The sequence below is a fragment of the Delftia sp. ZNC0008 genome (assembly GCF_000799035.1).
Classification (GTDB): domain Bacteria; phylum Pseudomonadota; class Gammaproteobacteria; order Burkholderiales; family Burkholderiaceae_C; genus Comamonas; species Comamonas tsuruhatensis.
Genome location: NZ_JTKZ01000278.1, coordinates 37,234 through 41,602, shown reverse-complemented (window position 1 = coordinate 41,602; position 4,369 = coordinate 37,234). Strand labels below are relative to the sequence as shown.

The 4,369-nt window shown below is 67.5% G+C and carries 5 protein-coding genes; all 5 read left to right on the top strand.

Annotated elements, in window-relative coordinates; translation table 11 throughout:
• Positions 1 to 898: FimV/HubP family polar landmark protein (locus L995_RS09270; RefSeq protein ID WP_047471162.1), on the top strand; the 898-nt coding region annotated here is incomplete at its 5' end.
• A gap of 115 nt (positions 899 to 1,013) precedes the next feature.
• Positions 1,014 to 1,862 carry a tRNA pseudouridine(38-40) synthase TruA gene (gene truA / locus L995_RS09265; protein ID WP_016447767.1) on the top strand — a complete coding sequence of 283 codons (849 nt, stop codon included), beginning with the start codon at positions 1,014 to 1,016 and terminating at the stop codon, positions 1,860 to 1,862.
• Positions 1,863 to 1,894: 32 nt separating this feature from the next.
• Complete coding sequence (locus tag L995_RS09260; RefSeq protein WP_016447768.1) at positions 1,895 to 2,617, top strand: phosphoribosylanthranilate isomerase; 723 nt, start codon at positions 1,895 to 1,897, stop codon at positions 2,615 to 2,617.
• Positions 2,595 to 3,851 (top strand): tryptophan synthase subunit beta, encoded by a 1,257-nt coding sequence (gene trpB, locus L995_RS09255; RefSeq protein WP_016447769.1) that lies wholly within the window; start codon positions 2,595 to 2,597, stop codon positions 3,849 to 3,851. The genes L995_RS09260 and trpB overlap by 23 nt, the downstream gene beginning before the upstream one ends.
• A partial coding sequence (gene trpA / locus L995_RS09250) for a tryptophan synthase subunit alpha (RefSeq protein WP_231574393.1) occupies positions 3,848 to 4,369 on the top strand: 522 nt, incomplete at its 3' end. The genes trpB and trpA, both read left to right, overlap by 4 nt.

Below are 4,369 nucleotides of genomic sequence, written 5' to 3'. Positions count from 1 at the left end.
CGTTGCCGGCGGCGCCGCAGCGGCAGCTGCCGGACTGGCGGCCGCCTCGCTGGCCAGCCGCCCCCTGGACATGGAGGCGCACCGCGAAGGCCCTGCCACCCTGCCCATGGACCTGGACATGGACCTCAACATGGACCTGCCCGGCGGCCTGGCCGACGCCAGCCTGCCCGCGCAGCACGCCAGCCCGCTGCCCGCACCGGCCCCCATGCCCAGCGAACAGGACTTCGCTGCGCTGGAGCCCACGCTGCGCGCACCACTGGAGCCCATGCAGCCCGCAGCAAGCGAGGCGCCTCGCATGGATCCCCGCGTGGAGCCGCCTGCTGCATCGCTGGACATGGCCGGCTTCCAGCCCACGGCCCATGCCTCGCTGACGGATGCCCTGAACCACAGCAGCGCCATGAGCGACATGCAGCCGACCGAGATGCTGCCGCTGGACATGCCCGTCACACGGCAGGTCACGGACAGCTTCCCGGCCACCGAACCCTCGCCCCTGACCGGTTCCACCACGGACGACAGCCACGCCAGTACCGATCTGCTGTCGCTGGACGCCATGGAGTTCAACCTGGAAGACCTGGGCACCGAGGCGCCAGCCCAAGCGCCGGCAGCAGCGCATTCGGGCGGCGTGCTGGAAACGGCGGCCAAGGCCAAGCCGGAACCGGCCGAATCGCTGGAATTCGACCTGGGCAGCCTGTCCCTGGACCTGGGCAATGACACTCCCACGGCCGCAACGCCGCCTTCGGCGCCCGAGGACCCGCTGGCCACCAAGCTCGCCCTGGCCCAGGAATTCAATGCCATCGGCGACAGCGACGGAGCCCGTACACTCATCGAGGAAGTGATCTCCGAGGCCCACGGCGATCTCAAGGCCAAAGCCCAGCGCCTCCTTGCCGAGATAGACTGAAGCCCGACGGCGCCTGCCCAGGCGCCGCGTGCCGGTTTCGCGTGACAGGGTGGTACATGCCACCATGGAAAACTGACAACTTGATGCACACCCAACCCATGCCGGAGGCCTCGTAATGCGCGTAGCCCTCGGCGTCGCCTACAACGGCCAGCGCTACAGCGGCTGGCAAAGCCAGCTGTCTGGCAACACCATTCAAGACCATCTCGAAGCGGCCCTGGGCCGCTTTGCCGCTCAGGAGGTCCACACCCTCTGTGCGGGCCGCACCGATGCCGGAGTGCACGGCCTCATGCAGGTCGTCCACTTCGACACGCCGCTGGACAGGGCCCCGTTCTCCTGGGTCCGTGGCACCAACACCTTCCTGCCGCCGGACATCGCCGTGCAATGGGCCCAGCCCGTGCCCGACTCCTTCCATTCACGGGCCTGCGCCACAGCCAGGCGCTATGCCTATGTGCTGCTGCAGTCGCCCGTGCGGCCCAGCGTGGAGGCCGGGCGTGTGGGCTGGGTGTTCCATGCACTCAATGGTGACGCCATGCAGGCCGCCGCCCAGCACCTGCTGGGAGAGCACGATTTCAGCTCTTTCCGCGCATCGGGTTGCCAGGCCAAATCCCCCGTCAAGACACTGCACCGCCTGTCCATCACCCGCCGCATGGCAGGCGACGGCGCCCAGATGGCCGCGGCCAGCTCCATGCGTCCCGGGGATGCAGCCATGGAATGCTGCTACTGGCGATTCGAGTTCGAGGGCAGCGCCTTCCTCCACCACATGGTGCGCAACATCATGGGCTGCCTGCTCGCCGTAGGCCAGGGCACACACGCGCCGCAGTGGATGCAACAGGTGCTGGAGGCGCGCTCCCGCGATGCCGCCGCGCCCACCTTCTCGCCGGACGGCCTGTACTTCCTGGGTCCCGTATACGATCCTTCATGGGGCCTTCCTTCGCGCAGCCCGGCCTATGATTGGCTCCCGTGAACGAGCAGGCCTTCCCCCATTCTTCAGCCCCCATGCAGCGCACCCGAATCAAGATCTGCGGACTCACCCGCGAACAGGATGTGGACGCAGCCGTGGCCGCCGGCGCCGACGCCGTGGGCTTTGTTCTCTACGCCCCCAGCCCGCGCGCCGTGACGGTGCAGCGTGCCGCCGAGCTGGCGCGGCGCCTGCCGCCCTTCGTGACACCGGTGCTGCTGTTCGTCAATGAAAGCGCCGCCAACGTGATGGCCGCCTGTGCCGCCATCCCGGGCGCCTGCGTGCAGTTCCACGGCGACGAGTCGCCCGAGGACTGCCTTGCCGCCACATCGGGCGGCACCCGCGCCTTCCTGCGCGCCGCGCGCATTCCCCTTGGTCCCGATGCCGCGCGCTTCGACCTCGTAGAATATGCCCAGCGTTACTCGAAAGCCCAGGCCATACTGCTCGACGCCCATGTCGACGGCTATGGTGGTGGCGGAAAAGCATTCAATTGGTCACTCCTTCCACCAAACGTCGCCTCTCACCTCGTTTTGTCTGGTGGACTCACGCCTGCAAACGTGACCGATGGCATCTTGCAAGTGCGCCCGCGAGGACTCTCGCTGGCCGTTGATGTCAGTTCCGGCGTCGAGGCCGATGGTCCCGACGGCAAGCCCCTCAGGGGCATCAAGGACGCCGGCAAGATACACCGATTCATCGCCGCCGTGCGCGCGGCCGATGACCAACTTTTGCAGACAAGCCATGTTCGAATACCAGTACCCTGACGCATCTGGCCACTTTGGCCGCTTCGGCGGCAGCTTTGCCAGCGAAACCCTGACACACGCTCTGACCGAGCTGCGCGACGCATACGCCAAGTACCAGAACGACCCGGAATTCGTTGCCGAATTCCAGTCCGAGCTGGCCCATTTCGTCGGCCGCCCTTCGCCCGTCTACCACGCGGCACGCATGTCGCGCGAGATGGGCGGCGCGCAGATCTACCTCAAGCGCGAAGACCTCAACCACACGGGCGCGCACAAGATCAACAACGTGATCGGCCAGGCCATGCTCGCCCGGCGCATGGGCAAGCCCCGCATCATTGCCGAGACGGGCGCCGGCCAGCACGGCGTGGCCACGGCCACCATCTGCGCGCGCTACGGCCTCGAGTGCATCGTCTACATGGGCTCCGAGGACGTGAAGCGCCAAAGCCCCAACGTCTACCGCATGCGCCTGCTGGGCGCCACCGTGGTGCCGGTGGAATCGGGCAGCCGCACGCTCAAGGATGCGCTCAACGAGGCCATGCGCGACTGGGTGGCCAACGTGGACAACACCTTCTACATCATCGGCACCGTGGCCGGCCCCCACCCCTATCCCGCGATGGTGCGCGACTTCCAGAAGGTCATCGGCGAGGAATGCCTCACGCAGATGCCCGAGTTCCTGGGCGCCGACCGCCAGCCCGACGCCGTGGTCGCCTGCGTGGGTGGCGGCAGCAATGCTATGGGCATCTTCCACCCCTACATCCCGTTCGAGAACACGCGCCTGATCGGCGTGGAGGCTGCGGGCGAGGGCCTGGACAGCGGCAAGCACTCGGCCTCGCTGCAGCGCGGCAGCAGCGGCGTGCTGCACGGCAACCGCACCTTCATCCTGCAGGACGAGAACGGCCAGATCACCGAGACGCACAGCATCAGCGCCGGCCTTGACTATCCCGGCGTCGGCCCCGAGCACGCCTGGCTGCAGGAACTGGGCCGCGCCCAATACGTGGGCATCACGGACCAGGAGGCCTTGGACGCCTTCCACTACCTGTGCCGCACCGAAGGCATCATTCCCGCCCTGGAGTCCAGCCATGCCGTGGCCTATGCCATGCAACTGGCCAAGACCATGCGCGCCGACCAGTCCATCCTCGTGAACCTGTCCGGTCGCGGCGACAAGGACATCGGCACCGTGGCCGATCTCTCGGGCGCCGACTATTACGACCGTCCCTCCATGCGCGGGCTCACGGTCAAGGGAGGAGCAGCTCAATGAGCCGCATCACCACGACTTTCACCAAACTTCAGGAAGATGGCCGCAAGGCCCTGATCCCCTACATCACCGCGGGCTTCCCGTTCGCGGCCATCACGCCGTCGCTGATGCACGGCATGGTGGAGGCTGGCGCCGATGTGATCGAGCTGGGCGTGCCCTTCTCCGACCCCATGGCCGACGGCCCCACCATCCAGAAGGCTGGCGACCGTGCCATCGCCAACGGCGTGGGCCTGGTGCAGGTGCTGGCCTATGTGCGCGAGTTCCGCCAGAAGAACCAGACCACGCCCGTGGTGCTGATGGGCTATGCCAACCCGGTGGAGCGCTACGACCAGATCCACGGCAAGGACCGCTTCGTGGACGATGCGGCCGAAGCCGGCGTCGACGGCCTGCTCATCGTGGACTACCCGCCCGAGGAGTGCGAGGCATTCGCCGCGCAACTGCGCGCGCGCGACATGGACCTCATCTTCCTGCTGGCACCCACGTCCACCACCGAGCGCATGCAGCAGGTGGCGCGCGTGGCC

Coding starts and splice junctions, on each gene's coding strand:
- truA (WP_016447767.1), top strand. CDS start 1,014: ATGCGCGTAGCCCTCGGCGTCGCCTACAACGGCCAGCGCTACAGCGGC.
- L995_RS09260 (WP_016447768.1), top strand. CDS start 1,895: ATGCAGCGCACCCGAATCAAGATCTGCGGACTCACCCGCGAACAGGAT.
- trpB (WP_016447769.1), top strand. CDS start 2,595: ATGTTCGAATACCAGTACCCTGACGCATCTGGCCACTTTGGCCGCTTC.